20 protein-coding genes are annotated in these 25041 nt (G+C 68.0%); 2 read left to right on the forward strand and 18 right to left on the reverse strand.

Going from position 1 to position 25041, the window contains the following annotated elements:
- Positions 1 to 279: 279 nt before the first annotated feature.
- The 7 genes from PKE84_RS03085 to PKE84_RS03115 all read right to left on the reverse strand — a co-directional run bounded on the left by PKE84_RS03085 (position 280) and on the right by PKE84_RS03115 (position 9418).
- Entirely contained in the window at positions 280 to 2913 is a 2634-nt protein-coding gene (locus PKE84_RS03085; protein ID WP_271175716.1) for a DUF7927 domain-containing protein, read from the reverse strand.
- Positions 2914 to 3166: 253 nt separating this feature from the next.
- Positions 3167 to 4360 carry an elongation factor Tu gene (gene tuf, locus PKE84_RS03090; protein ID WP_271175717.1) on the reverse strand — a complete coding sequence of 398 codons (1194 nt, stop codon included), beginning with the start codon at positions 4358 to 4360 and terminating at the stop codon, positions 3167 to 3169.
- A 157-nt stretch (positions 4361 to 4517) separates the two neighbouring features.
- Positions 4518 to 6632: an elongation factor G gene (gene fusA, locus PKE84_RS03095; RefSeq protein WP_271175718.1), complete on the reverse strand. Its 2115-nt coding sequence runs from the start codon at positions 6630 to 6632 to the stop codon at positions 4518 to 4520.
- A gap of 84 nt (positions 6633 to 6716) precedes the next feature.
- Positions 6717 to 7187 (reverse strand): 30S ribosomal protein S7, encoded by a 471-nt coding sequence (gene rpsG / locus PKE84_RS03100; RefSeq protein ID WP_163287610.1) that lies wholly within the window; start codon positions 7185 to 7187, stop codon positions 6717 to 6719.
- A complete protein-coding gene (gene rpsL / locus PKE84_RS03105; protein ID WP_055811472.1) occupies positions 7187 to 7561 on the reverse strand; it encodes a 30S ribosomal protein S12 in 375 nt (124 codons plus the stop codon). The genes rpsG and rpsL overlap by 1 nt, the downstream gene beginning before the upstream one ends.
- A 372-nt stretch (positions 7562 to 7933) precedes the next feature.
- Positions 7934 to 8998 carry a hypothetical protein gene (locus PKE84_RS03110; protein ID WP_271175719.1) on the reverse strand — a complete coding sequence of 355 codons (1065 nt, stop codon included), beginning with the start codon at positions 8996 to 8998 and terminating at the stop codon, positions 7934 to 7936.
- Positions 8999 to 9121: 123 nt separating this feature from the next.
- Positions 9122 to 9418 carry a WXG100 family type VII secretion target gene (locus tag PKE84_RS03115; protein ID WP_271175720.1) on the reverse strand — a complete coding sequence of 99 codons (297 nt, stop codon included), beginning with the start codon at positions 9416 to 9418 and terminating at the stop codon, positions 9122 to 9124.
- Positions 9419 to 9557: 139 nt separating this feature from the next.
- Between PKE84_RS03115 and PKE84_RS03120 the strand changes: the two genes are divergently transcribed.
- Positions 9558 to 10313 (forward strand): hypothetical protein, encoded by a 756-nt coding sequence (locus PKE84_RS03120; protein ID WP_271175721.1) that lies wholly within the window; start codon positions 9558 to 9560, stop codon positions 10311 to 10313.
- Here PKE84_RS03120 and PKE84_RS03125 read toward each other — a convergent pair.
- From PKE84_RS03125 to PKE84_RS03140, 4 genes are read right to left on the reverse strand one after another with little or no spacing between them, the layout of a single operon-like run.
- Positions 10270 to 10875: a hypothetical protein gene (locus PKE84_RS03125; RefSeq protein WP_271175722.1), complete on the reverse strand. Its 606-nt coding sequence runs from the start codon at positions 10873 to 10875 to the stop codon at positions 10270 to 10272. The two genes, PKE84_RS03120 and PKE84_RS03125, sit on opposite strands and share 44 nt — an antisense overlap.
- The gene (locus PKE84_RS03130) at positions 10872 to 11504 is read right to left on the reverse strand and encodes a hypothetical protein (RefSeq protein ID WP_271175723.1); all 633 of its coding nucleotides are present in this window, start codon (positions 11502 to 11504) and stop codon (positions 10872 to 10874) included. The genes PKE84_RS03125 and PKE84_RS03130 overlap by 4 nt, the downstream gene beginning before the upstream one ends.
- Positions 11505 to 11515: 11 nt before the next feature.
- Positions 11516 to 12874 (reverse strand): putative T7SS-secreted protein, encoded by a 1359-nt coding sequence (locus PKE84_RS03135; protein WP_271175724.1) that lies wholly within the window; start codon positions 12872 to 12874, stop codon positions 11516 to 11518.
- Positions 12871 to 13155 carry a hypothetical protein gene (locus PKE84_RS03140; RefSeq protein ID WP_271175725.1) on the reverse strand — a complete coding sequence of 95 codons (285 nt, stop codon included), beginning with the start codon at positions 13153 to 13155 and terminating at the stop codon, positions 12871 to 12873. The genes PKE84_RS03135 and PKE84_RS03140 overlap by 4 nt, the downstream gene beginning before the upstream one ends.
- 113 nt (positions 13156 to 13268) lie before the next feature.
- Between PKE84_RS03140 and PKE84_RS03145 the strand changes: the two genes are divergently transcribed.
- Positions 13269 to 17753 carry a type VII secretion EssC family protein gene (locus PKE84_RS03145; RefSeq protein ID WP_271175726.1) on the forward strand — a complete coding sequence of 1495 codons (4485 nt, stop codon included), beginning with the start codon at positions 13269 to 13271 and terminating at the stop codon, positions 17751 to 17753.
- 257 nt (positions 17754 to 18010) lie between these two features.
- Here PKE84_RS03145 and PKE84_RS03150 read toward each other — a convergent pair whose 3' ends face one another.
- The 7 genes from PKE84_RS03150 to PKE84_RS03180 all read right to left on the reverse strand — a co-directional run bounded on the left by PKE84_RS03150 (position 18011) and on the right by PKE84_RS03180 (position 25003).
- Complete coding sequence (locus PKE84_RS03150; RefSeq protein WP_271175727.1) at positions 18011 to 18505, reverse strand: DUF6121 family protein; 495 nt, start codon at positions 18503 to 18505, stop codon at positions 18011 to 18013.
- Between the two features lie 33 nt (positions 18506 to 18538).
- On the reverse strand, positions 18539 to 19741 hold the full coding sequence (locus PKE84_RS03155) for a hypothetical protein (protein ID WP_271175728.1): 1203 nt from the start codon (positions 19739 to 19741) through the stop codon (positions 18539 to 18541).
- 114 nt (positions 19742 to 19855) lie between these two features.
- Positions 19856 to 20572, reverse strand: coding sequence for a type 4a pilus biogenesis protein PilO (locus tag PKE84_RS03160; RefSeq protein WP_271175729.1), 717 nt, complete (start codon positions 20570 to 20572; stop codon positions 19856 to 19858).
- A gap of 2 nt (positions 20573 to 20574) precedes the next feature.
- Positions 20575 to 21372, reverse strand: coding sequence for a hypothetical protein (locus tag PKE84_RS03165; RefSeq protein ID WP_271175730.1), 798 nt, complete (start codon positions 21370 to 21372; stop codon positions 20575 to 20577).
- Positions 21369 to 22418, reverse strand: coding sequence for a type IV pilus assembly protein PilM (gene pilM, locus PKE84_RS03170; RefSeq protein ID WP_271175731.1), 1050 nt, complete (start codon positions 22416 to 22418; stop codon positions 21369 to 21371). Before pilM ends, PKE84_RS03165 begins: the two co-directional genes overlap by 4 nt.
- A gap of 24 nt (positions 22419 to 22442) precedes the next feature.
- A complete protein-coding gene (locus PKE84_RS03175) occupies positions 22443 to 23297 on the reverse strand; it encodes a prepilin peptidase (protein WP_309297481.1) in 855 nt (284 codons plus the stop codon).
- Positions 23294 to 25003, reverse strand: coding sequence for a hypothetical protein (locus PKE84_RS03180; RefSeq protein WP_271175732.1), 1710 nt, complete (start codon positions 25001 to 25003; stop codon positions 23294 to 23296). The genes PKE84_RS03175 and PKE84_RS03180 overlap by 4 nt, the downstream gene beginning before the upstream one ends.
- Between the last annotated feature and the right edge of the window lie 38 nt (positions 25004 to 25041).

Genomic DNA, 25041 nt, shown 5'->3' on the forward strand with positions numbered 1-25041 from the left:
CCTCGCACTCGCCCCGCGCTCCCGGTGCGGGGCGCGGAAACGAAGGAGCGGGACCGGCTTTCACTGCCGATCCCGCTCGAGTGACGCCTCGCGCCGTCACTCCCTTCTGATGCCAACTGGTCCGCTTACGCGGCTCCCGAACTTTCCGCCCGAGGCCCTGTGTGCGGGTCGGCCTGGTTTGCGAGGCTGTGGGTATCCATACGCGCTCCTTTCGTCGGCGGTCCGTTCGGTACGAACGGTCCATTCATTGTGCGTCCGGATGAACGGGAGGTAAACCCCCTAGCTCGCTTCACCGCGGCGGCGGCGCATCCAGAGCATGAACGCAGCGCCCAGTGCGATCAGCGCGAGCCCGGCGATCGTCGGCAGAGGCAGGTCGCTGCCGGTGGCGGCGAGGCCGGTCGGAGTGCCGGTCGTCGTCACCGTCGTCGGCGGCGTGGACGTCGTCGGCGTGCAGTGGGTGGAGGCCGGCGGGTACGCCACCGTCTCGGCCGAGGTCGGGTTGATCCTCACCTCGACGATCGCGTCGTTGCGCAGGTTGTAGAACGGCGCGGCGGGATCGAGCACCCAGGTGCCGTCACCCAGCTGCCGCCATCCGGGCCAGCCGTTGCCGCGCCCGTTGGCGTCGACACTGGCACCGGGCCACAGCTGCGTTCCGCTGATGGTCTGCCCGTTCATCCAGCCGGCCGGCAGCGCCACGTAGTCGACCTGCTGCGCACCGTCGGCGAGCAGTGCGGCCTGATCACCGGCCGGGATGCTCGGGTCACGGTTGGCGTAGCCGTCGCTCGTCCACCAGATCAGCGCGATCGTCGGGGCCGAGGTGAGGTTGAACGGGGTCAGCGAGTACGAGACGACCGGTGCATCGTTCACACAGAGCGACTGAGTGCTGACGGCGATCGCCTTCACCTTCGTGGTGTCGTGCGAGCAGTTGTCCGAGGTGTCGGAGTCGTGCTCGGTGCTGGTCACGCACGCCGAGTTGTCGATGTCCGGGTACGGTGAGTCGATCCCCGGCCGGCTGAGCGTTCCGACGGTCGCGTTGAAGTGCAACTCGGCGGAGTCGCCGGCGGCCAGCGTTCCCGAATAGGTCGCCGTGAGGACGCCGCCGGAGACGGAGGCCGTCCAGCCGGCGGGTCCGCTGAACGATCCCGCGACGTAGGTGACGCCCTGCGGGAGCGGGTCGCTCACGGTCACGCCGGTGGCCGCATCCGGACCGCTGTTGGCCACGGTGAGCTGGTAGTCGATCGGGTCGCCCTTGCCGGAGTCGACGACACCGCCCTGGCCGCCATCGGCGGTCGAGTGGGTCTTGACGATGGAGAGGTTCACGACGGGGACGCGGTGGGTCGTCTCACAGCTCGGCGGTCCCTGGGGCTGGGGCCCCGTCGACGGCGTCGGGCAGGATCCGCCCGGCCCGGGAGCCACGACGTTGTCGATGATGATGCCCGAGGCGTCGGGGTCGACGACCACGCTGAACGAGACGGACTTCGTCTCCCCCGGCGCGAGCGACGGCACGTGCCAGGTGGCGTTCTGGCCGGCGAGGCTCAGTGCGACGGGCAGCGCGCCGGAAAGGGTCGCGTGATCCAGCACGTTGCCCATCGCGTCGACGGCCGTGGCCGCGGCGACCGTGGCATCCGAGTCGTTGCGCGCGGTGAGCGTGTAGGTGATGGTCTGGCCCGGCTGAACGACGGACCCGCTCGCGGGATCGGCGGTCTTGGTCAGGATCCAGTGCGGAGTCGGATGGTCGGTCGTGCAGCTGCCGTAGCAGCTGCCGCCCGGCGGGACCGTCAGCACGTTGACCAGGTGCACACCGTAAGCGCCCTGGTTCACCCGTGCCGAGTAGGTGAGGGTGACCGGCCCGGTGAACGTGGTGATCGTCCAGCTGAGGGTCGTGCCCGTGATGGTGGCGGTTCCCTGGCTGGCGACGGGCACGCCGACCAGTGCCGCGTTGTTCAGCAGCTCGGACATGTCATCGGTGAGCGTGATGGAGGCCGGCATCTCTCCGGCGCTGTAGTTCAGCGTCAGGGTGTAGTCGATCACCTGGCCGGGGACCACCGTGGAGCCCGACACGGGATCGCTCGACTTCGAGACGGTCCACGTCGCCGGCACCTTCTTGTTGATGACGGTGCAGGTGACGTTCTGGCTCGCGGCACTGACCGTGAAGCCGAGCGCGCCCGCGTTCGTGACCCCGCTGTAGCCGTACACACAGGTCGCGTTCTTGCCGCCTTGCTGCACGAGCTCATAGCCGGGCTGCTGCGTCTCCGTGATCGTGATGGGGACGCTCGACTGCCCTTCGGGGAGCGTCAGCGAGAAGACAACGGCGCCGGTCGCGTCGTCGGTGGTGAGCGTCTGCGGGCTCGTCGGGAGTCCGGCGCTCTGCGCGGTGAACGCCCAGCCGGCGGGGGTCGCGTCGATGAGCGCCCCGGATGCGTCCTGGATGTACTTCTTGACCGTGACGGTCGTGGTGACCGCCGCGAGTGCCTTCGCCGTCGGAGCCGCCGATCGGGCGGACGGCGTCGCGGTCGACGGGGCCTTCGGAGGCGTCGAGGGCGTGGAGCTGTCGGGAGAGGCTTCGGGCGCCGATGCCGGCCCAGGGTCGGGCGAGGTCGCCGGCGCAGGGTCCGGAGCCGTCACCGGAGCAGGATCAGGCGCGGGCGCCGGAGCAGGCGCGGGCGCGGGTGCGGGATCCGGCGCTGGAGCCGGATCGGGGGCGGGCGCGGGGGCCGGATCGGGCGCAGGATCCGCAGCGGGTGCGGGATCGGCCGCGGGCGCAGCAGGTGCCGTTGCCGCGGGCTGATCGGCGGCCGGAGCATCGTCGGCGTAGGCCGGGGCGGTGAAGCCGGTGATCGCGAGCGCCAGAACGATGGCCGGCGCGACGATGCGTGCGGCCCAGGTTCCGGCGACGGTGAACGGGGACCTCATGCGGTCGGGTTCACGTGATTCGGACGAGACGGAGTGGTGCGTGTTACGTCGCATGGTCGAGACCCCCTTGGCAAGCGCGACAAACCTCGGATCGGGTTTTGAGGTTTTCTCAGCTTACGGGAAGCGACCCTGCGTTGTCTTCTCTTATCGAGAATTGCTCACTTGTGCATAGGCCCCAGAACGGGGGCGTCACGGCATGCAGAAAGGGGCCGGGCCCGAAGGCCCGACCCCTTTCTGTCTCAGCAGTCGAAGACTACTTGATGATCTTCGTGACGGTACCAGCGCCCACGGTGCGGCCACCCTCACGGATGGCGAAGCCGAGGCCCTCTTCCATGGCGATCGGCTGGATCAGCGCGACGGTCATGTCGGTGGTGTCGCCGGGCATGACCATCTCGGTGCCCTCGGGCAGCGTGATGACGCCGGTGACGTCGGTGGTACGGAAGTAGAACTGCGGACGGTAGTTCGCGTAGAACGGGTTGTGACGTCCACCCTCGTCCTTCGAGAGGATGTAGGCAGTGCCCTCGAAGTCGGTGTGCGGCGTGACCGAACCCGGCTTGACGACGACCTGACCGCGCTCGACGTCCTCACGCTTGGTTCCACGGAGGAGCAGACCACAGTTCTCGCCGGCCCATGCCTCGTCGAGCTGCTTGTGGAACATCTCGATACCGGTGACCGTGGTCTTCTGCGTCGGGCGGATGCCGACGATCTCGACCTCGGAGTTGATGGCGAGGGTTCCACGCTCGGCGCGGCCGGTGACGACGGTTCCACGACCGGTGATCGTGAAGACGTCCTCGATCGGCATCAGGAACGGCTTGTCCTTGTCGCGCACGGGGTCGGGGATGGAGTTGTCGACGGCGTCCATGAGCTCGACGATCGACTCGACCCACTTCTCGTCGCCCTCGAGAGCCTTGAGGCCCGAGACGCGAACGACGGGGGCGTTGTCGCCATCGAAGTTCTGGCTGGAGAGCAGCTCGCGGACCTCGAGCTCGACGAGCTCCAGGATCTCCTCGTCGTCCACCATGTCGGACTTGTTCAGCGCGACGAGCAGGTACGGAACGCCGACCTGCTTGGCGAGCAGAACGTGCTCACGGGTCTGAGCCATCGGGCCGTCGGTGGCGGCGACCACGAGGATCGCGCCGTCCATCTGAGCGGCACCGGTGATCATGTTCTTGATGTAGTCGGCGTGCCCAGGGGCGTCAACGTGCGCGTAGTGGCGCTTCGGGGTCTCGTACTCGACGTGCGAGATGTTGATCGTGATACCACGCTGACGCTCTTCCGGAGCCGAGTCGATCGACGCGAAGTCGCGCTGAACGTTGGTCGCCGACGGGTACTTGTCAGCAAGCACCTTGGAGATCGCCGCGGTGAGCGTCGTCTTGCCGTGGTCGACGTGACCGATGGTTCCGATGTTGACGTGCGGCTTAGTCCGCTCGAACTTGGCCTTAGCCACTGGGTCCTCCTCAGGACTCTCGTGTAGAAACCCCGGCCGATGGTTTTCGGCCGGCAACTCTACGGGATTGTTTACCTATGTTACTTGGTCGATCCGGGATACCGGAACGCTGGCGAACCAGCGGACCGGCATCCCCAATCTGTCAGGGGCTCTGCTACTACTCGCCCTTGTTCTTCTGGACGATCTCGTCGGCGACTGCCTTCGGGACCTCCGCGTAGCTGTCGAAGGTCATCGAGTAGACCGCGCGGCCCGAGGTCTTCGACCGCAGGTCACCGATGTATCCGAACATCTCCGAAAGCGGAACGTTCGCGCGGATCACCTTGACCCCGCTCGCGTCCTCCATCGACTGGATCTGGCCTCGACGTGAGTTGAGGTCACCGATCACATCGCCCATGTACTCCTCGGGCGTGCGAACCTCGACCGCCATGAGCGGCTCGAGGAGCACAGGGTTCGCCTTGCGAGCAGCCTCTTTGTAGGCCATCGAGCCGGCGATCTTGAACGCCATCTCCGAGGAGTCGACGTCGTGCGAGGCACCATCGACGAGGGTCGCCTTGACGCCCACCGTCGGGAAGCCGGCGAGAACGCCGACCTGCATGGCGTCCTGGATACCGTGGTCGACCGACGGGATGTACTCGCGCGGGACGCGGCCACCGGTCACGCCGTTGACGAACTCGTAGCTCGTCTCGGGGGTGACGTCCATCGGCTCGATCGTGATCTGGATCTTCGCGAACTGGCCCGAACCACCGGTCTGCTTCTTGTGCGTGTAGTCGTACTTCTCGACGGCGCGGCGGATCGTCTCGCGGTAGGCCACCTGGGGCTTGCCGACGTTCGCCTCGACGTTGAACTCGCGCTTCATGCGGTCGACCAGGATGTCGAGGTGGAGCTCGCCCATTCCCTTGATGACCGTCTGACCGGTCTCCTGGTTCTGCTCGGTGCGGAACGTCGGGTCTTCCTCGGCGAGCTTCTGGATCGCGGTGCCCAGCTTCTCCTGGTCGGCCTTGGTCTTCGGCTCGATCGCGACCTCGATCACGGGCTCCGGGAACGTCATCGACTCGAGGACGACCTGGTTGTCCGGGTCGCTCAGGGTGTCACCGGTGGTGGTGTCCTTGAGGCCGATCACGGCGTAGATGTTGCCCGCGGTCAGGAAGTCGACCGGGTTCTCCTTGTTGGCGTGCATCTGGAAGATCTTTCCGATGCGCTCCTTCTTGCCCTTCGTCGAGTTCACGACGCCGGCGCCGCTGTCGACACGGCCGGAGTACACGCGCACGTAGGTCAGGCGACCGAAGAACGGGTGCACGGCGACCTTGAAGGCCAGAGCCGAGAACGGCTCGGTCGCGTCGGCGTGACGCAGGATGACCTTCTCTTCGTCGCGCGGGTCGTGCGCCTCGATGGCGGGCACGTCGAGCGGCGACGGGAGGAAGTCGATCACAGCGTCGAGCATCGGCTGGACGCCACGGTTCTTGAAGGCGGAGCCGCAGAGGACCGGGTAGATCTCGCTGTTGATGGTGAGCTTGCGGATCGCGCCCTTGATCTCGGCGACGGTCAGCTCCTCGCCACCGAAGAACTTCTCGAGCAGTGCGTCGTCGGTCTCGGCGACGGTCTCGAGGAGAGCCTGACGGTACTCCTCGGCCTTCTCGACCAGGTCGGCGGGGATCTCCTCGATGGCGTACTTCGCACCCATCTGAACGTCACCCTTGGCGTCACCACGCCACGTGAGGGCACGCATCTCGATGAGGTCGACGACACCCTCGAAGTTCGACTCCGAGCCGATCGGCAGCTGCAGCACGAGCGGCTTGGCGCCCAGGCGGCTGACGATGGTGTCGACCGTGTAGTAGAAGTCGGCGCCGAGCTTGTCCATCTTGTTGACGAAGCAGATGCGCGGGACGTTGTACTTGTCGGCCTGACGCCAGACGGTCTCGGACTGGGGCTCGACGCCCTCCTTGCCGTCGAAGACGGCGACGGCGCCGTCGAGGACGCGGAGCGAACGCTCCACCTCGACGGTGAAGTCCACGTGGCCCGGGGTGTCGATGATGTTGATCTGGTTCTTGTTCCAGAAGCAGGTCACGGCCGCGGACGTGATGGTGATGCCGCGCTCCTTCTCCTGCTCCATCCAGTCGGTCGTCGAGGCTCCGTCGTGGGTCTCGCCGATCTTGTGGTTGACGCCCGTGTAGAACAGGATGCGCTCGGTCGTAGTGGTCTTGCCGGCATCGATGTGGGCCATGATGCCGATGTTGCGGACCTTATGCAGGTCGGTGAGCACGTCCTGTGCCACAGGGTTCCTCCGAAAAGTAGAAGTTGAGCGGGTTCCGCCGGGTGCTGGCCCCCATGGGGTACAACACCCGGCGGACAGAAATCATTACCAGCGGTAGTGCGCGAATGCCTTGTTCGACTCGGCCATCTTGTGCGTGTCTTCACGACGCTTGACGGCGGCGCCGAGACCGTTGGACGCGTCCAGGATCTCGTTGGTGAGACGCTCGGTCATGGTCTTCTCGCGGCGACCCTTGGCGTAGCTGGTGAGCCAGCGCAGCGCCAGGGTGTTGGCACGGTGAGGCTTGACCTCGACGGGCACCTGGTAGGTCGAACCACCGACGCGGCGGCTGCGGACCTCGAGGGTCGGGCGCACGTTGTCGAGCGCCTTCTTGAGGGTGGCCACAGCATCCTGGCCGTTCTTCGCGGCGACGCCTTCGAGCGCGTCGTAGACGATGCGCTCGGCAAGGCCCTTCTTGCCGTCGAGGAGGATCTTGTTGACGAGCTGGCTGACGATCGGTGCGCCGTAGACGGGGTCTGCGACGACGGGGCGCTTAGGAGCCGGTCCCTTGCGAGGCATTACTTCTTCTCCATCTTCGCGCCGTAACGGCTGCGAGCCTGCTTGCGGTTCTTGACGGCCTGGGTGTCGAGAGCGCCACGGACGATCTTGTAGCGCACGCCGGGGAGGTCCTTCACACGACCGCCGCGCACGAGCACCATCGAGTGCTCCTGCAGGTTGTGGCCCTCACCGGGGATGTAGGCCGTGACCTCGGTACCGTTCGAGAGCTTGACACGGGCCACCTTGCGCAGAGCCGAGTTCGGCTTCTTGGGCGTGGTGGTGTAGACGCGGGTGCAAACACCGCGCTGCTGGGGGTTGGACTTCAGGGCGGGCGCCTTGGTCTTTGTGACCTTGGGGCTGCGGCCCTTCCGAACCAACTGCTGAATGGTTGGCACTGACTTCTCCTTTTATGGACTGCACGGTGACAGGTGTTGCTGACCCGAGCCAGATCACGCCCTCGCGGGCACAAGTGGGATTCTCGGGGAATCGACGATCGGTCGGAATGGTTCGTAGTGATCGTCGATATGCCGTGGGGGCGCGGAACTACCGTGCGGTTGTTCCGGCCCATTCGGATGAGTACGTGCCTGCCCACTCGCAACCGCCCATTTCTGGGCAGCGAACGAGCGCGCGACAAAGCGCACACCCGATAAATCTTAGCTCACTGCGGGGTGACGGTCAAACGGATGCAGGCCGCACCGGCGCGGCGCGTGGCACCACCGCGCCGTTCGGGAGTATGGGCTGTGCGCCGCGCACCCCGCGGGCACCGATCAACCCTGCTGATCCTGTGAATCTGCGAAATAGGGCGTGAAGACCGCCTTCGATCCGTCGAACGTGATGACGCCCTGGAAGCCGAAGGTGATCACCTCACTGGTGCCAGAACCCGTGGCGCCGTCGGAGGAGCGTGTCAGCGTCGCGGTCGCTTCGACGCGTCCGTCTTCGCCGCTCGCCGCCGGCCAGCCGCCCGCTTTCGTGTACTGCGGAGCGATCGAGGTGTACGGACGGTGGTCGAGGTGCCACTGCAGATCACTGAGGTCGATCCCGTCGTCGGGAACGACACCGAACGGGCAGTCGGCGGGGGCGGCGTCGTGCGATGCGAGACATGCATCCAGCCAGTCGTCGACCGCCTTCTCCGCCCGCGCCTCGCCGTCCGGGGTGAGGTGCGCGGCGAACGTCGCCGGCTTGTGGTCCCGGCCGGGCGGCGCCGAGGAGGCGTCGGCGTTCCAGACGTCGAACTCCGCGCTCGCCGATTTCACCATCACCGGGTAGCTGCCGGGGAACGCCCGCAGAGTCACCGCGACACCGAGCGGAGTGCTCACCGGCGTGGCGCCCCCGACCGTGTAGGTGATGCCACGCGGGCCCGAGACGCTGACGCCGACGACATCCGGATGGACGCCGACCAGCCGCCACAGGGGAAGGAAGGGCAGTCCGCCGGCGCGCTCCACGGTGAAGGCCTGCTCGTACGGGCCGTCGCTGCGGCGGATGGTCGCCGTGATCGTGGCGCTGTCGCCATGCGTGACGGTGCGGGAGAGCGAGAAGGAGGCGATGCGATCGGTCGCCTTGGCGAGCACGGCATCGGTGAGGAGGACGTCGGATGCGTTCGTGCTGATGCCGGCCAGCCGGAGGGCGTCTTCGGCGTGGGCGTGCTCGAGGTCGGACAGGTAGCTGCCGACGAGGGTCTTCGGCAGGTTCTGGTACGCGGACACGGTGACGATACCGAGGGCGACGGCCCCGGCCGTGACCAGAACCGCTGCGGCGCCGACGAGCCACCAGAGCAGGCCGGAGCGGGATCGCCTCGCGGTGGCCGTCGGCGCGCTCGGAATCGTCTCGCTCATCGGCTCCCCCTCGTCACAACGTTGTCGAGTGTAGCGACCGGACGCGGCGGAGCGCGGGCCCCTTTTCAGGTGCCCGCGCTCCGGGAAGTCGGAGCCGTCGGCGGCTCCGGTGCCGTCGGAGGACTAGCCGCCGATGCCCTTGGCCAGCTCGCTGTCGACGTTCTGCAGCGCGTCGGCCGCCTTGGTGAGGAACTGCGACATCCCGTCGAGGCCGTTCACGGCCTCCGTGGTGCCCTTGGTGAACTGCTCGTACGAGCTGTGGAACGCGCCAGAGGCCTGGTCGGTGACGAAGCCACCGTTCACGAGGCCGTTCACCAGGTTCTGGAGCTCGTGGAGCTTCGCGGTGATGTCGTCCTTGCCCGATGTCAGGCGGTTGGCGGCATCGGTCATCTCGCCGTACGTGACGTTCATGTTTGCCATGACGTTCAATCCCTTCGTGTTCTGAACGGCCAACCCCTCGGGCCGACCAGCTACCGGTAACCTATCGGCGCCCGGTGCCAGGGTGGAATGGGGAGGACTCCCCATGTCGCGCATCCGGTCTTTGACTAGCCTGGTCACCATGCCTTCGTACTCACCGATGAAGCCGAACCCGCAATCGTCGGCCGGCCAGGCGAAACGTTCCCGTGCTCAGCGCTACGAGACACCGCCCTCGGCCACGGCCAGGGCGCTCCGCCCCGTCGGGTACCTCCTGATCGGGCTGGTGTGGACGATCATCGGCGCCGTGACCCTCTCGCTGCCGGCGCTGCTCACCGTCGGCCTGGCGTCCAACGACTCCTTCACGACCAAGGACTTCGTGCAGAACGGCGACATCTTCGTGCTCATCCTTGCCGGCCTCTTCGCCGTCGTCGTGCTCGTGCCCCTGCTCGGCTACGCGTTCATCGCGCTCCCCCTTGCATCCGTGCCGCTCGCGGTGCTCGCGTTCACCTACCTCGTGCGGTCGCTGCGGCCGTCGTACGCCTCGGAGCGCTTGTCGGCGACCGGATGGACCCGCGAGGCGATCGGCCCGATCACGGTCTACCCGACCGCGATGTCGCTGCTGCCGCTGCGCGTGACGCCGTGGACGCGGTTCTGGACCCAGCTGATGTTCCTCGGCTGGATCCCCGGCAAGGACCTGCTGCTGGCGGCCATCCCGTACGGCCTCGTGTCGTTCCTGGTGCCGGGGTGGCTGCTCTGGCCGGTCAGTCCGGCGGCGGCCGTGGTGTGGAGCATCGTCTCGCTGGCCCTCGTGGTCGCGACCGTCGTGCTCGTCGTGCGCGCCGCCCGCGTGCGGTTCAACGGAGCTCGGCGGGGCGTTCCAGTGGCGGCCGGAAGCTGATCGAGTCGACGATCGCGTCGAAGAGCTCGAGGTAGAGCTCGGGCTCCACCGCCATCGGGGCGTTCACCCGCACGTGGATGACGCACGATTCGTCGGGCGCGGCGAACCGGTAGTCGGCCAGCAGCTCGGGAGCGCTCTGCTCCTCGTACCTGGTCTGCCGCACGCTGGAGGCACGGCGTGCCGGCCCGAACGACAGGTCGAGCGGATCGCCGGCGGGGAACGCCGCCGCCAGCCGCTCCTGCACCGAGCCGGATGAACCATCCGGCCACTTCTCGCGCCCCATCACGATCGACGCCGGGAACGGCACTCCGGGAAGGATCTCCATCGAGAGGGCGAGCGCGAAGGCATCGCTATCGATGGCGAGGGCGACCAGCTTGTCGAGCTCGTCGCGCACGGTCCGGCGCGTCCGCGCCAGGCGGTCGGCACGACCGACCCGTTCGGTCACGAGGCGTGCGACGCGGCGGCGGGCCGCCTCCTCGTCGTGCAAGGGGATGGTCGCCCAGGTTCCGGGGAAGACGATCGCCAGCTCGCTGTCGAGGGCGGTGAGCCTGGCATCCGTCATCGGGCGTCTCCCAGCGTGACGACCAGGCTGTCGGCGATGGCCTGGGTCTCGGCGACCATGTCGTCGAAGCCGCCGATGAACGCCGAACGGAACTCCATCTGGAAGGCCTGCGCCGCCCCGACCGGGAAGATCACGAAGACGACGCGCTGCTCGAGCACGGCGTCGTCGGCGTCGGGCTCCGCGAGGGCGGTCAGGTGGGTGAAGCCGACGAGCTCACCGGCCGGATGCGCGGAACGCCACGACTGGTATCCGCGCACCTCGTACCCGGGCTCGCGGTGCCCGGCCTGCGCATCCGTCGCCGCCAGAAAGCTCTCGGGCGAGTCGTCGGCCTCGAGCTCGAGCAGTTCGAACGTCTGGTAGGCGCTCAGCACCCCGGCCTCCGGCACCGGGAGGTAGACGCGGGCGCGCGTGCCGCCGCTCGCATCCTGCCCGTACAGCACCTGCTGCAGCACGGTGAGCTGCTCGACGACGCCGGGTGCCAGGTCGCCGCCACCGAGCTCGGCGGCCAGGGCCGTCGGCCACTCCTCCGCCCCCTCCTCGCCGAGCAGCACGACGTCGTACCAGCCGTCGGGGGTCTCGAACGAGAAGTCGACGATGTCGCGCGGACGCAGGGAGGTCGGGTTCGACATGCGTGGAGCTCCTAGCTGTTGTGACTCACGTACGTGGGAGTGTATTTGTCTGCGTTGGCCACGGCGAACTTCGTGAGGTCGAGAGTCGGCACCTTCGGGAGGTCGGTGTGGTTGCCACCGTCGAACTTGTTCACGATGTCGTCGATCCTGGCCGGCACGCTCACCAGGTCCGCCCCCTTGTTCCACAGGGACTGCCCCTGCTGGAAGCCCGCGACGACGGTGAGCGGGTTGAGCTCGCGCTTGCCGACGTCGTGGGAGATGGCGCTGACCACGTTCTTGTCGACGCCGAGCAGCGTGCGCACGGCCTTCATCTTGTCGGCGCCGTCGGTGAAGAGCGCCTTGTACGCCTCGCGCTGCCCCGCGGCGGATTCGCCCGCCGCCTGCCAGATCTTGGCGGGGTTCACGTCGTTCAGCGGCTTCTCGAACAGCTTCTTGGTCGCCGACTTCATGAGGCGCTTGCCCATCTGCATCTTGAGCATCGCGTTCGGCGAGGTGTGAACGCCGCCGACCATCCGGGGCACTCGTGCGAGTCCCTTGATCTTGGCCGCCTTGCCGAGGAACGTGAAGATCCGGCCGCCGAACAGGCTCAGCGCGACGCCGACGGCCGCGCCCAGGATGCCCAGGAAGCTGCCCTCGCCGTTCGCGAACTTGACCACCGCATCGATCAGCTTGATGACCGACGCGACGAGCGCGATCACCAGCAGCACCTGGCCGAGGATCGGCACCCAGGAGAGGAAGATCGCGAGCACGCCGGCGATGTCGCCGATGGTCGAGATCACGTCCATCACCTTGTCCCAGAACCCGGGGTTCTTGAGGCCGTTGTTGTGGTGGTCGACCACGTCGACGATCGCGGTGACGGCTTTCTCCGCGGCGCGGTTCTTCTTGTCCCGCGCGTCGTACCAGGCCTGGTGTGCGCTCTTCAGCGCGGCGTCGGCCGAGTGCGCGGCGTGATCGGCCTTCGAGGCGTCGGCCTTCGCGGTGGCGACGTCGTCGCCCTTCGCGGTGCCGACGGCGGTGTGGGCGGTCGAGGCGGCCGTGCTCGCCGCATCCGCCTCGCTCTGCTTGTCGTTGATGAGGGTGATGGCCTTGTCGGCGTCGTCCTTCGCGTCGCGCAGTTCCGACGCGTAGGTCTTCAGCGCCGCCGCAGTCTTGGAGTAGCGGTCGTGGGCCTTGGTGATGTCCTCGGCGACATCCTTGGACATCTCCTGCAGCTTCGACACGGCCTGCGACGTCATCCCGTCGAGGTCGTGGATCTTGTTGAGCTCCTTGGTGGAGCGCTGGATCGCCTCGGCGATGGACGCGTAGTGGGCCGCCTTCGCCTCGAGCACCGCCGGGTCGCCCGTGAGGGGCGCGAACTCCCTGTCGCTCATTTGCCTTCCACCGCCTTGGCGAGGTCGCCGTCGACCTTGACGAAGTTGTCGGCTACGGCGGCGATCGTCTTCTGCACGTTCTCCACGTTCTCGGTCATGCTCTTGCGCTTCTCGTTCCACTTGTGGGCGAACTCGCGCACATGGCTCGCCAGGTCGTCGTGACCGGTGGCGTCGGCGACCGAGTCGCTGAAATCGTCGGCGTTGTGGAACTCGCGCACGACGGCGTCGAGGTCATCCCGCAGCTGCACGAGCTCCGCGAGGTTGAGCTTCAGATCGGCCACACCGGTCCCCTTCCTAGGATGTCTGCCTCCGCCACGCTACCCAACGGTGCCGCGACGGGCGATGGGGAGGGGTCCCCATCGGCTCTCTGCCGGGCAGTCGGTATCGTTTCACCGTGCGACTCAAACTCACGCTGTCCCGCGCGTCCGGCCCCGGGGACGACATCGTCGTCACCGCCGACGCCGCCGCGAGCATCTCGGAGGTCGCCTCGACGATCCGCCGCCTCGATCCGCGAACAGAAGCGATGACGACGGATGCGCGCGCGCTCACGTTGCGCGCGGCACTGCCCGGACAGGCCGAGCCGCTCGTGCTCCCGCCCGACGCCCCGATCGGCGAGGCCTGGATCGGCAGCGGCGCCACCGTGAGCCTCGCCGATGCCGGCGTCTACTACGCACCGAACGATCTCGCGGACGCGCCCGTGGTGGCGACGCTCGCGGTCGTGAGTGGTCCGGATGCCGGGCGCGAGTTCCCGCTGCGTCGCGGCACCACCGTGCTCGGGCGCGACGAGCAGAGCCACATCGTGCTGCACGACCCGCTCGTGTCGAAGAAGCACGTGCGCTTCGAGGCGGCGGACGGCGTCGAGGTGGTCGATCTGGGGTCGGCGAACGGAGTGGTCGTCGACGGCGGGATCGTCTCGCGGTTCACCATCCGGCGTGGCGAGACCCTGCTGATCGGCGACTCCGAGGTGCGGATCACCGTGCTCGGGCTCACCGATGTTCCGGCGGCGGCCCCGAAGGCCGGACCGATCTTCTTCAACCGGTCGCCGCGCGTGGAGCAGCGGTACGCCGGCCAGACGTTCCAGGCGCCGGAGGTGCCGGCCGAGAAGGAGGACCCGCCCTTCCCGCTCCTGGCGATGCTCACCCCCCTGCTGCTCGGTGGGGCGCTGTTCTTCGTCACGCACAATGCGTCGTCGCTGCTGTTCATCCTGCTCTCGCCGGTGATGCTGATCGGCAACTACGTCACCGGCCGGACGCGAGCGAAACGCCAGCTGAAGAAGGCGATCGCGGTGTTCGACAAGCGCCTCGACGCCCTCGCGGAGAAGCTCGAGTCGGAGCGCGCCCGCGAGATCGAGCTGCGCCGCGCCGAGTCGCCGACGACCGCCGCCGCGCTGGCAGACGCCGTGCAGCGCGGTCCGCTGCTCTGGACGAGACGGCCGGAGCACTGGTCATTCCTCAACGTGCAGCTCGGGATCGGATCGATGCGTTCGCGCAACACCATCGCTGCCGTCGACCGGGGTGAGATGCTCGTGGAGTTCCAGGAGCGACTCGACGCGGTCATCCGGGAGCACGAACGCGTCGACGGCGTTCCCGTGCTGGACAACCTGTACGAGTCGGGCGCCCTCGGCATCGCGGGACCGGACGAGCTCGCGGCCGGGTCGTTGAACGCCACGCTCGTGCAGCTCACCGCCCTGCACTCCCCCGCCGAGCTCGTCGTCGCGTCCCTGGTGTCGCCGCGCTGGTCGCGCGAGCTGGAGTGGCTCAAGTGGCTGCCGCACACGTCGTCGCCGCACAGCCCGCTCGGCGGCAGCCATCTCGCCGACAGCGCCTCGAGCGCCGCGACCGTGCTCAGCGCGCTCGAAGGCGTGATCGAGGCCAGGCTCGCCGAGGCCAAGGGGGCTCGACGACGCGGCGCGATGGAGCAGGAGCGCGCCGCCCTCGAGCGCGGCGCGGACGTCGGCCGCTCGGAGACTGTCGACGGCACCCCCTCGCCGATCCCGGCCATCGTCGTGGTCATCTCCGACGACGTCTCCGTGGACCGCGCACGGCTCGTGCAGCTGGCCGAGGTCGCCGCCGACGCCGGCGTCTTCCCGGTCTGGCTCAGCAACGACACCGCCTCGCTGCCCGCGGTCTGCCGCACCTATCTGGCGCACGACGATCGCGCCGACCGGGCGACCGTCGGCTTCGTGCGCGTCGGCGAGACAATCTCGGATGTCGTCACCGAGCCGGTGCAGGCGGCTGTCGCCCTCGACTTCGCCAAGCGCATGGCCCCCGTGATCGACGCGGGCGCGCTCGTCGCCGACTCCAGCGACCTCCCGCGCTCGATCTCGCTCGTGAGCCTGCTCGGTCACGAGCTGGTCGAGTCGTCGAACTCGGTGGTGGACCGCTGGCGGCAGAACGCCTCGATCCACGACCGGACTCCGGGCATCCGGCCCGTCAAGCGCCGCGCGGGAACGCTGCGGGCGATCATCGGCTCCGGCGGTGTCGACGCCATGCACCTCGACCTGCGCACGCAGGGCCCCCACGCGCTGGTCGGCGGAACGACCGGCGCGGGCAAGAGCGAGTTCCTGCAGGCGTGGGTGCTCGGGATGGCCGCCGAATACAGCTCCGACCGCGTGACCTTCCTCTTCGTCGACTACAAGGGCGGCTCGGCCTTCGCCGACTGCGTGACGCTTCCGCACTGCGTCGGCCTCGTGACGGATCTCAGCCCGCACCTGGTGCGCCGCGCGCTCACCAGCCTCCGCGCCGAACTGCACTACCGTGAGCACCTGCTCAACCGCAAGAAGGCCAAAGACCTGCTCGAGCTCGAGAAGCGCGGCGACCCCGAGTGCCCGCCCGCCCTGGTGCTGGTGATCGACGAATTCGCCGCCCTCGTCGGCGAGGTGCCGGAGTTCGTCGACGGCGTCGTCGACATCGCCCAGCGCGGCCGCTCGCTGGGCATCCACCTGATCATGGCGACGCAGCGACCGGCCGGCGTGATCAAGGACAACCTGCGCGCGAACACCAACCTGCGCATCGCGCTCCGGATGGCGGACGAGTCGGACAGCCAGGACGTCGTCGGCGTGAGCGACGCAGCGCACTTCGATCCGGGCATCCCCGGGCGCGGCATGGCCAAGACCGGTCCAGGGCGGCTCACGCAGTTCCAGTCGGCATACGCCGGTGGCTGGACCGCGCGGGAGCCGGAACGCGCGGGCGTCGAGGTGGCCGAACTGCGCTTCGGCGGCGAGATCCGCTGGGACGAACCCGGTGGCGTCGTCGACGAGGAGCGCGACCTCGGGCCGACCGACCAGCAGCGTCTCGTGACGTCGATCATCCACGCCCAGGCCGCGGCGCACATCCCGGGCCCGCGGCGACCGTGGCTCGACGAGCTCGCGGCGGTCTACGACCTGGGTCTGCTGCGACAGCGCACCGACGCGGAACTGCTCATCGGCGTGAGTGATGTGCCCGACCGCCAGCAGCAGGTGCCGGTGTACTTCTCGCCCGACGTCGACGGCAACATCGCGATCTACGGCACGGGCGGCTCCGGCAAGTCCGCCGCTCTGCGCACGCTCGCCTCGGCGGCGGCGATCACCCCGCGCGGCGGCCCGGTGCGCGTCTACGGCCTCGACTTCGGCGCCGGCAGCCTCCGGATGCTCGAGGCGATGCCGCACGTCGGATCGATCATCCCGGGCGATGACGCCGAGCGCATCATCCGCCTGTTCCGGATGCTCAAGACCGAGCTCGACGATCGAGGACCGCGCTTCGCCGAGGCCAACGCCTCGAGCATCACGGAGTACCGCCGCCTCGCCGGACGCCCGGACGAGCCGCGCATCCTGCTGCTCATCGACGGCTTCCCGAACTTCCGCGAGGACTTCGAGATCCCCGCCGGCCGCTCGATCTGGTACGACGTCTTCAAGGACGTGCTGAGCGACGGGCGGCAGCTGGGCATCCACGTGGCGCTCACCGGCGACCGCGCCGGCGCGGTGCCCACCTCGATCGGCTCGATGGTGCAGCGCAAGGTGGTGCTGCGGCTCGCGGACGATGGCTACGGGATGCTCGACGTGCCGAGCGACATCCTGGGTCCGTCGTCGCCTCCCGGACGCGCGATCGTCGGCGGCTACGAGACGCAGATCGCGATCCTCGGCGGCAGCACGTCGGTCTCCGACCAGTCCGCGGCGACCACCCGCCTGGCCGAGGCGATGGTGCGGGCCGGGGTGCCCTCTGCTCCGCCCATCGGCGCGCTGCCGAAGGAACTGCAATTCTCGGGGCTGCCGACGTCGCACGACGGCGCGCCCGTGCTCGGCGTGAGCGACCTCGACCTCGGCCCGTTCGGCTTCGAACCGTCGGGCACGCTGCTCGTCGCCGGCCCTCCCGCGAGCGGCCGCACCAGCACGCTGGCGGCGCTGGCCGCATCCGTCACCCGCTTCGATCCCGAGACGCGCCTCTACTACATGGGCAACGCGCGTTCACCGCTCGCGTCGGCGGCGCACTGGACGGACACGGCGACGACACCGGACGAGGCGGCTGCGCTCGCCCGTGACCTCGCGGCGGCGGTCGCCGACCCGGACACCGAAGGACGGATCGCGGTGTTCGTCGAGAGCATCGGCGACTTCCTGCAGACGCCGGCGGACTCGCCGATCGTCGAGTTGGTGCGCGCCGTCCGCCGCAGCGATCACCTGCTGGTGGCCGAGGCGGAGACCAGTGCGTGGGGTTCGTCGTGGCCGCTGCTCGGCGAGGTCAAGAACGGTCGCCGCGGACTGCTGCTGCAGCCGGACTCGGTGGAGGGCGACCTGCTGCTGAAGACGCCGCTGCCGCGGCTGAACCGGGCGGAGTTCCCGCCGGGGCGCGGGATGTACATCGCGAAGGGGAAGTTCGCGCGGGTGCAGGTGCCGCTGGTCGGGTGAGGGTTGTGCGGGGGCGCTCGTGGGTGGGGAGCTCGCGGGTGCCAGCGCGCGCGGGTGGCGGCGCCCGCGGGTGGCAGTGCTCGCGGGTGGCAGTGCTCGCGGGTGGCAGTTATCCACAGGATCCAGGCATGCACGAGCATGAGCTGTCACTAATTGTCGCGTGAGACCCCGGAATCCGGGTCTGCGCGACAATTAGTGCCGACTCACGGAGCCGGAGAGCCAGAGAGCCGGAGAGCCAGAGAGCCGGAGAGCCGGAGCTACTCGTCGTCGTCGCTCTCCCACGGCCAGCGGGGCCGGCCGCGCTGGCGGAAGCGTCCGACGAGCACGAGCTGGTAGAGCAGGGTCACGAGGAACGCGGCGATGCCTACCGTGATCGCGTACCAGCTGCCGAGCTGAGCGAACGTGAACAGGAAGTAGTGGAACGGCTGCGATGGGTCGCCGGCCGCCCCCGCAATGCCACCCGCCGCGGCGTAGACGAAGTAGGCCGCCAATCCGACGCCGAGGGCGACCCCCGGCATGACCCGCTGATTGTCCGCGGGAACCCGCAGGCCCAGGGAGAGCAGGAACGCGAACACGGTCAGCGTCGCCGCGCCGGTCATCACCGGACCGACGAGGGTTCCGACGTCGGGGTCGGCGATCACTTCGGTGTTGGTGGCGAGCGAGATCAGGCCGAAGGCCGCGACCACGATCGCGAGGTAGAGGAACGCCGCAAAGGCCGCGACGACCGCCGCATACGCACGCTCGTCACGCATGGCCGGCACTCCTCGTGCGTCGTTCTCGAGAGATCAGTACCCGGTCTGCGCGGGAGCGGGCGTCGCGTAAGCCGAGACCGCCTGGTTCTGGGCGTCGGCGAGCTGCTGGTCGTAGTCGGCCTGCGCCTCGGCGTTGCGCACCTTGAGCTTGCGGCCGCGGGCGGCGAGCCACGCGCCGGTCCACACCGAGACCTCGCGGGCGATCACACCGGCGAGCACGGCGAACGGGTTGACCCACAGGCGGCTCAGCAGAATGCCCGCCTCGTTCTGGGTGAGCTTGCCGGGGTTCGCGTCGAGGAAGACCGCACCGATGTAAGAGAGGTACACCAGCACGGCTACGAACAGACCGCCCAGGATGTACGCCCACCAGCGTGCTCGGTTCAGGATCTGGATCAGCACCACCATCGCGACGAAGAACACCACGACGGGCACCCAGCCCGCATACGACCGGACGAACAGGTTCAGGTTGTCGACGAAGGCGGTCCCCGGCGTCAGGATGTTGCCGACGATGACGACCGCGGCAGCCCACAGGGCGAGGAACACGACCGTGCCGACGAGCGCGATCAGGATGCCCACGCCGCGGTTGCTCTTCTTCTTGGGCGGCTCGGGGCGCTGCACGTAGATAGGAGTGACCGGCTGCGGCTGCTGCGCATAGGCGGCCGTGGGCGCGGCCGTCGCCTCGCCGGCGTACGGCGCGGTCGCTGCTGCGGCGCCTGCCGTGGCGGCGCCGCCTGCGGTCGCGGCTTCTGCGGCGACGATCACGGGGGTGGCGGACTCGGCAGGAGACGCCGTGTCGATGGTCGCGGTGCCGGCTGCGGCTGCAGGAGCAGTCTCGACATCCGGGATGTCTGCGGTGTTCGAGCGCGCAACGGCGGCGGCGACGTCGTCGTCGGACGTGACGACCGGCTCCGGCTCGACGGGCGCCGGGGCGGCGGTCTTCGCTTTGGCGGCCTTGGCCGGCGTCGCCGGAACCTCTGCAACGGGGGTCTCGGGGTGGTTCACGTGGCCGCGGGCGGCGACGGGCTTGGACGGCGGGTTGGCGACATCCGGATCGGTGTCGTGCGGCTCGCCGGCGCTGCCGGCCTCGGGCGCAGCGGATGCCGCAGGTGAGGCGGGCGCGGCCGCGGCGGACTCGGCGGGAGCCGTTGCGGGCGCGACCTGACCGGTCGCCGAGTCGGTCTGCGCGGCGGCGTCGCCCGAACGTGCGTCCGGTTTCTCCGGCGTCGTGTTGCTCATGTGCCACTCCTCGATCGGCCCGCGGTGGGCTCCGTCAGTGGTGCCCACTGTAGCAACGAGGTGCACGAAGTCCAGGGAGGGCGGACGGCGAGGGGTGGAGGCGGGTGAGGGGCGTTATTTCTTGGTGGCTGTGACCTCCGTCGCGGCCTTCGGCTGGTCGAGGACGTAGATGAGACCGCTCACGGTGCCGTCGAATCCGGGGCTCGTGGTCGACGGAGCCGACGAGAAGCCGGTGACCAGGAACAGCCGCTGACCGGTCTGCGTGCCGTGGAGGAACGCCAGGATGTTCTCGTATGGTCCGTTCACCGACACGGTGATGGGTACCGCGGCGAAATTGGCCGGGGTGATCAGCGCGCTGATAACGGGAGGCACACCTGCGTTCGCCGCGGCCACGGGAGCGGTCGGCGCGACCGACGGAGCTGGGGTCGGCGTCGCGGACGGGGAGGCCGTTGGAGCCGGGGCGGCCGCGGCAGGCGGTGTGACGGTCTTGTACGCCTGCGCGTCGGCGGCGGTCCAGTTCGTGATGGTCAACCCGTTCTGGGCGGCGATCGCGTACAGCTCGTCGACGAAGGCCGGGATGGACTGATCAGCCGGAACCGACTTCTGCAACGCCGTGAGCTTGTCCTGAAGCGCAGGCAGGTTCTTGTAGTCCTTCTTCAGCTGCTCCAGCGCGGCGGCGCTCTGCGCGTTCGTCGTCTGGATCGTCGCGGTCTGCGCGTCGGCGGCCGATGCCGCGTCGAGCTGCGGCTGCACGGCGACCACCCAGCCGAGAGCGACCACGACGACCATGAGGAGCGCTGCTCCGATGGCCCAGAGGCGTGTCTTGTCCATCGCTACTTTCCCTTCGGCTGGAAGCGCTTGTCGAAAGCCGCGTCGTTGATGTGCATCGTGATGTTCACGGTGTACTGGTTCGTCGTCTTGTCGAGCGTGATCGTGCCGGGGGTCGCATCCGCGTATCCGGGGAGCTTGGCGAGCGCGCGCAGCCACTCGGGGACCTGCGGGATGTTCGGGCTCGACGCAGTGAACGTGAGGGTCGCTACACGGGCAGGCTGCAGAGGCACGGTCGCCTGCGCGTAGATGGCCATCGGCGTGGACGAGTCGACCGTCACCTTCTGCATCGAGACGTCACCCGGGAGCGTCCCCTGAACGCGGCCGAGGTAGGCCTTCCAGTCGATCTCCGTCGACGCGCCCACCTGCTGCGCCGCCTGCGCGACCGCCACCTGTCCCTGAACCTGGCGGACCTCTACGAAGTCCTGCTGCTGTGCGAGGAGCGTGGCCGTCTCTGACTGCGCCAGGAGCATGCGGGCCTGGGCCGCCACGTTGAACGCGAAGGCGGCCCCGGCCGCAAGCACCATGACGATCACCGTGGCCAGCACGCCGTATCCCAGACCGCGCCGGAGCCGCTTGGCTTTGCGACCCGCACGGACCTCGAGCGGGAGCAGGTCGACACGGGGGGCGCCGCCGACGACGAGGGCGTCCCGCGTCGGGGCCTTCTGTTTAGAGGATCGACTTTCGCCGGCGGCCTTCGCCTTCTTGACCGTCTTGTCTTTGGACGAGCCCGTGGACGTCGTAGCGTCGGGCGCCACCTCGGGTTGTTCGGCGTCGGCAGGACGCCGCAGTGTGATGCTCATGCTGCACTCCCTAATGCCAGCCCGAGGGCGACAGCCAGTCGTGATCTGTTGTGTCGGAGCAGGTCCGCGTTGAGAGAGCGGGAGAGGGCGATCGCCCGGAAAGGATCACCGAGTGCGACGGGGAGGCGGGTCATCTCGCTGAGTGCCTCGGTCAATCCGGGAAGCTGCGCACCGCCGCCGGTCACGACCAACTCGCGCACCGGTATTGACGGGTGGGTGTTCACGAAGTAGCTGACCGTGTTGCGCAGGCTTGTCAGAAGCTCACTCGCGACACGGTAGATGATCTCCACAGCGCGGTGCTCCTCGATCGTCGTCACCTGCTTGGCCAGGCCGATCGTCGCCTTGAGTCGCTCCGCCTCTCCGAGGTCGATCTCCAGCTCCGACACCAGTGCCTGGGTCAGGTCCGCCCCGCCGGTCGGGATGATACGGACGAACTGCGGCACGCCGTTGAGCGCGATCACGACGCTCGTCGTGTTGGCGCCGATCTCGATCAAGGCGACGCAACCGCCCGCTGCCGACCGCCCCAGGAGGACTCGGGTGAGGGCGAAGGGGATGAGGTCGACGTCCACCGTTGTGAGGCCGGCGAGCTGTGTCGCCTTCACATTGCCGAGGACAGCATCCTTCACGGCTGCGACCAAGAGGCCGTTGACGACGGGTCCGGTGTCACTCATCGACTCGGAGACGGGATAGAAATCCAGAAGGGCCTCCGCCACGGGTACCGGCAGCATGTCCTGCACCTGGAACGGCAGGCTCTCCCGGATGCGCGTCTGCGACATCTTCGGCACGGTGAGGTCTCGTGCGAGGACCCGCTGGTTCCCCATCCCAAGCACGACGTTCTTGCTCTTGAAGCCGCCCTGGCCCCAGAGCGTCTTGAGGGCGGCAGCCACCGTATTCGGCTCGAGGACCTCCCCGCGACTGACCGCGCCATCCGGGAGCAGCACCTCGTGGTGACGCATCAGGGTCGGTTTCGGCTTACCCGGGTCGGCGACCTCGACCGCACGGATGGATGCGCTCCCGATGTCGATCCCGACAACACTCGATCCCATGTGTTCCTCCTTGTTCCTTTACCGCTAAGCCAGTCCGATGAGCGCGAGGTAGTCATTCCACAGCGCTTGCCCAAAGAAGATTCCGATCCATGCCCCGGCGAGCATCCACGGGCCGAAAGGAATGCCCGAGCCCCGGCGCGCGCGACGCAAGGCAAGGAGAGCTATGCCGAAGACGCCGCCGAGGACGAAGGCGGAGAATGCCCCGATTGCCAGTGGGCCCCAGCCCAAATAGCCGAGGTACATTCCGATCACGCCGGCGAGCTTGACGTCGCCGAAACCCATCCCCCCGGGGCGCACCATCGCGAGCGTGAAGTAGAGAATGAAGAGAGCGGCCAGCCCGATTCCGGCCCCGATCGGACCGCCCAGATCGCCGGTCAGCACGGCGGACGCGATGATGAAGCCGCCGCCCACGAGGTACGCAGGAAGCACGATCCGATTGGGAAGCGTGCGCGTGTCGAGATCGATGGCAGCGAGGGCGACACTGATCGCCGCGAGATAGAGGAATGCGACGAACTCGACCAGCTCGCCGATAAGCGCCGCAACGCCTGGCTGTGTTCCTAGCAGCGGCAGGAACCGAAGGGCGACCAGAACAAAAAACACCCCCGTGATCGCCTCGACGATGGGATAGCGCGCGCTGATGGGTCCGTGGCAGTCGCGGCAGCGACCGCGGAGCACCAGCCACGACAGCACGGGGATGTTGTCAAAGGGCCGGATCTCCGAGCCGCAGTCCGGGCACGCGCTCGGCGGAGCGACGACGGAGAGTCCTGCCGGCACCCGGTACGCGACCACGTTGAGGAACGAACCGATCGCGAGACCGAGCGCGCCGCCGACGGTGAGGAATGCGGCGAGCCAAAACCCGCCCTGCTCGATGCTCATCATCCGGCCGGGCTCCCATCTGGCTTGAACGCCTTGGGAACCTCGACAAGGGTGCTGATGCCGTAGGTCGTCGACACGGGTGAGAGGAACTTCGGCGGGGCCGTGTACTTGAAGCGCGAATCGTAGTTGTAGTTCTTCGTGTACCCCTGGCCGCTCGACTTCCCGACGGTGCCGCGGAACTCCTGCGCGATGGCGCCGTAGATGTTCAGGCTGCCGCGCCCGCTCGTCGGTCCGAGATCGTAGTTCTGCACCATGAAGGTGTGCCCGACCGACAGGATAGCCGCGTAGATCGTGCGGTCCTTCGCGAGCAGGGGCGTACCGCCGTTCATCGGGTTCCATACCCACACGGCGTTGTTGCCGACCAGCCCGAGCATGTCCTTCGTCTTGTCCTGATAGAGGAGGTCTCCGGTGATGTAGACGTAGTTCTGGGCTGCAATGGTGAGCTGCCCGTGCAGGGTTCCCTGCACGTACACGTCACCAGCCCGGCATCCGTAGTGCGATGGGGTCGCCGACGGCACCGTCTCAGTCGACATCGGGAAGCGCGTCGTGTCGATCTGGAAGCCCGTCTTGCTCGAGGTGTTCAGGCAGGTGAAGTTCGCCGGCCATGTTCCGACGGCGGTCGCATTCGGGTCGCCGGAACTCGGTACGTCCTGCACGTAGATCAGGTTCTGGGGGATGACGTCGATGGTCGCACCGGTCTTCGAGCCCAGCCCGTTGGCGACGTTTCCCGGCGTGCCGCACATCGGCGCCGCGATCCCGTCGCTCGGCGGGTCCCCCTTGACCTGGGTCTTGATGCTGAACGGCGACTTGACATTCATCTTGCCGTCGCCCGTGAAGGTGATCACGGTCGGACCGGTGTAGAGGCAACCCGGGCGCTTGACCGAGTCGAGGTCGGTGCGGGTCTCGGACTTCATTTGAAGGTTCGTCTGCGGCATCCCCCACGTGGAGTCGACTGTCGGCGGCCCGTACGTCGCACTCCAGGTCGGATTGCTGCAGCCGCTCACCTTCTTGTAGTACGGCGATTTGGTGTTCGACGTGGTGACGGCACCATTGAACGTCGAACCACAGATCAGGAGGGTGTCGTTCGAATGGAGGGGCCCATTGATCACGTCATTGGGGCCGAACTGAATCTCCGTGCAGTCGGAATCGTGGGTATTCGTGGAGTACGTCCAGGCGTAATTCGGCTTGCCCGTCGAAGAGTTGCAGTCGAGGTCCGACTGCGTCGGGTCCTGCACCTCGAAGTCGGTGAAGTACAGGAAGTCGATGAAACCCTGCTGACGGACGTTGACCACTAGCGATCGGACTTCCTTCCCCACCATCCCCGTCGAGCGGAGCTTGATGACGCCGGTCGCCGAGTACTGCGAGTTGTCGACTTCATAGCGGAAGAATGACCGTGACTGCACCCCGGGGCTGCCGGAAGGAACATTCGCCCATGACCCGTCGGCACCGAACGCCGGGTTGGTCGTCGGGGGCAGCCCGCCGGTGCTCGTGGAGCTGAAAGACGATGCCGGATTGCGATACTGCACGTACGTCGTGTCGTTAGCCAGCCGGCTCTTGTAGTCCTCGACCCCGGCGTACGCGGCCGACATCGCCGCATTCCAGTCATCCTGGGTGCGGGAGTTGATCGCACCGCTGGACGAGAACGCCGCTGCCGTGGCGACGAGCATCACGAGCACCGTGCCGAATATGACGACGGTGATGAGTGCCATGCCGTCGTCTCGGCCGCGGCGGATCGCCCGAATAGACC

Origin of the sequence: Leifsonia poae (genome assembly GCF_027921845.1) — a bacterium.
GTDB lineage: Bacteria > Actinomycetota > Actinomycetes > Actinomycetales > Microbacteriaceae > Leifsonia > Leifsonia poae.

What these genes read in the sequence shown, in the direction of transcription:
- PKE84_RS03135 (WP_271175724.1), bottom strand. Translation starts at nt 12,874, where the DNA reads ATGAGCGACAGGGAGTTCGCGCCCCTCACGGGCGACCCGGCGGTGCTC.
- pilM (WP_271175731.1), bottom strand. Translation starts at nt 22,418, where the DNA reads ATGGGATCGAGTGTTGTCGGGATCGACATCGGGAGCGCATCCATCCGT.
- PKE84_RS03085 (WP_271175716.1), bottom strand. Translation starts at nt 2,913, where the DNA reads ATGAGGTCCCCGTTCACCGTCGCCGGAACCTGGGCCGCACGCATCGTC.
- PKE84_RS03130 (WP_271175723.1), bottom strand. Translation starts at nt 11,504, where the DNA reads ATGTCGAACCCGACCTCCCTGCGTCCGCGCGACATCGTCGACTTCTCG.
- PKE84_RS03175 (WP_309297481.1), bottom strand. Translation starts at nt 23,297, where the DNA reads ATGATGAGCATCGAGCAGGGCGGGTTTTGGCTCGCCGCATTCCTCACC.
- PKE84_RS03150 (WP_271175727.1), bottom strand. Translation starts at nt 18,505, where the DNA reads ATGCGTGACGAGCGTGCGTATGCGGCGGTCGTCGCGGCCTTTGCGGCG.
- PKE84_RS03155 (WP_271175728.1), bottom strand. Translation starts at nt 19,741, where the DNA reads ATGAGCAACACGACGCCGGAGAAACCGGACGCACGTTCGGGCGACGCC.
- PKE84_RS03165 (WP_271175730.1), bottom strand. Translation starts at nt 21,372, where the DNA reads ATGAGCATCACACTGCGGCGTCCTGCCGACGCCGAACAACCCGAGGTG.
- PKE84_RS03160 (WP_271175729.1), bottom strand. Translation starts at nt 20,572, where the DNA reads ATGGACAAGACACGCCTCTGGGCCATCGGAGCAGCGCTCCTCATGGTC.
- rpsG (WP_163287610.1), bottom strand. Translation starts at nt 7,187, where the DNA reads ATGCCTCGCAAGGGACCGGCTCCTAAGCGCCCCGTCGTCGCAGACCCC.
- PKE84_RS03110 (WP_271175719.1), bottom strand. Translation starts at nt 8,998, where the DNA reads ATGAGCGAGACGATTCCGAGCGCGCCGACGGCCACCGCGAGGCGATCC.
- PKE84_RS03115 (WP_271175720.1), bottom strand. Translation starts at nt 9,418, where the DNA reads ATGGCAAACATGAACGTCACGTACGGCGAGATGACCGATGCCGCCAAC.
- PKE84_RS03125 (WP_271175722.1), bottom strand. Translation starts at nt 10,875, where the DNA reads ATGACGGATGCCAGGCTCACCGCCCTCGACAGCGAGCTGGCGATCGTC.
- PKE84_RS03180 (WP_271175732.1), bottom strand. Translation starts at nt 25,003, where the DNA reads ATGGCACTCATCACCGTCGTCATATTCGGCACGGTGCTCGTGATGCTC.
- PKE84_RS03120 (WP_271175721.1), top strand. Translation starts at nt 9,558, where the DNA reads ATGCCTTCGTACTCACCGATGAAGCCGAACCCGCAATCGTCGGCCGGC.